General features: G+C 35.8%; 1 protein-coding gene. It reads right to left on the bottom strand.

Translation table 11 applies throughout. From position 1 onward, the window contains the following. Window positions 1–80: 80 nt before the first annotated feature. Window positions 81–1427, bottom strand: a complete 1347-nt coding sequence (gene murF, locus AB1422_19280; protein ID MEW6621444.1) for a UDP-N-acetylmuramoyl-tripeptide--D-alanyl-D-alanine ligase — start codon at window positions 1425–1427, stop codon at window positions 81–83. Between the last annotated feature and the right edge of the window lie 209 nt (window positions 1428–1636).

Genomic DNA, 1636 nt, shown 5'->3' with positions numbered 1-1636 from the left:
TTAATATTTGATATTTGATATTTATTTGTTGTCTCCCCCAAATCCTATTTTGCAGAACCCTATTATCAATTACTGATGATCTATTTTAATCCTTCTACCACTTCCTCTAATTTCATTCTCCTTGACCCTTTCACCAGAATAATATCTTCTAACTGAATGAGTTTTTTTAATTTAGAGATTATCTCATCATTAGAACCACATTTATAAACCTCTACCCCTCTTCTACAAGCCTCATCAGCAGATAAAGAGGCATTGTCTCCAATTGTAAATAAAATATTAATCCCATAATTGGCAATTTCTTTTCCTGTTGTTTGATGAAAAGATTGACTTAAGTCGCCCAGTTCCAGCATATCACCCATAACCAGAATCTTTTGACCATCAGTTTGAATTTGACTTAATGTTTCAAGAGCACATTTCATTGAAGTGGGATTGGCATTATAGGCATCATTAATAATTTTTGTCCCGCCTGGTAAAGAACTTAATTCCATCCGGCCATAAGGTGTTTTTAACTCACCATATCCTTTTTCAATCTCTTCAAAAGTCAATCCGAGGGCATAAGCAATCGCCGTTGCCGCTAAAATATTATAAACATTATGTCTTCCTAAAATAGGGATTGAGAGATGATAACGATTATTCAAAGTGAACTCGACTCCATTCATATTCTGATGCAGATTCTGGGCAGTAATATCCGCTTCATTATGAATACCATAGGTAATTAATTTGCCATTAAATTTTATTTTACTCAGATATACATCATCACGATTTAAAATAGCGATACCAGCAGGCTCTAAAATTTTCATTTTTTCGCTGGCGATATTTTCCTTTGTCTTCAAATAACCGATGTGAGATTCGCCAATATTGGTAATCAGGGCAGCCGTCTGGTTAGCAATTTCTGAGAGATATTTTATCTCACCGGGATGATTCATACCTATTTCCAGAACCACGGCCTGGGTCGTCTTATTTAGTTCAAACAGGGTTAATGGAACTCCAATAGCATTATTAAAGCTACTTTTGCTTCTCAGGGTATTAAATTTTTTTGCAAGAAGTGTGGCTGCCATTTCCTTAGTCGTGGTTTTACCATTACTGCCGGTAATGGCGACTACTGGTATTTTGAATTTCTGGCGATAATAAGCGGCTATTTTCCCCAGAGCAACTAATGTGTCGGTTACCTTGATAATGGTAATCGGTAATCGGTAATCGGTAATCGGTATCTCTTTAGATATTATTAAGCCACTGGCTTGTTTTTGCATCACCTCCTCAATAAAATTATGTCCATCAAACTTATCCCCTTTAAGGGCAATGAATAGGTCACCTTCCCTGATTTGTCTTGAATCCGTAGAAATATCAGGAATCCAGGTATCTTTATTCCCTGAAAGTAATTTACCTTTTGTTGCTTGTAATATCTCATCTACTTTAATTGGTTCCATTTATACTTTATTTTCGTAACCGTTCAGGATATAGCCACAGAGTCACAGAGAACACAGAGGGAATATATAATCACGAATGAACACGAATAATAAAAAGATTTGTAGTGCGAGGCTTTAGCCTCGCTTCTGGCAAGCAGGAAAGCGAACCTAATGGTTTTTGCAAAATTAACTTCCACTTTTCTGGAATACCATAAAATAAATTAAAAATC

The sequence above is a fragment of the bacterium genome, assembly GCA_040757115.1.
In the GTDB taxonomy this organism is placed as follows: Bacteria; UBA9089; CG2-30-40-21; order CG2-30-40-21; family SBAY01; genus JBFLXS01.
Note: the sequence above shows the minus strand (reverse complement) of the source record. Positions and strands in the feature narration are given on the sequence as shown.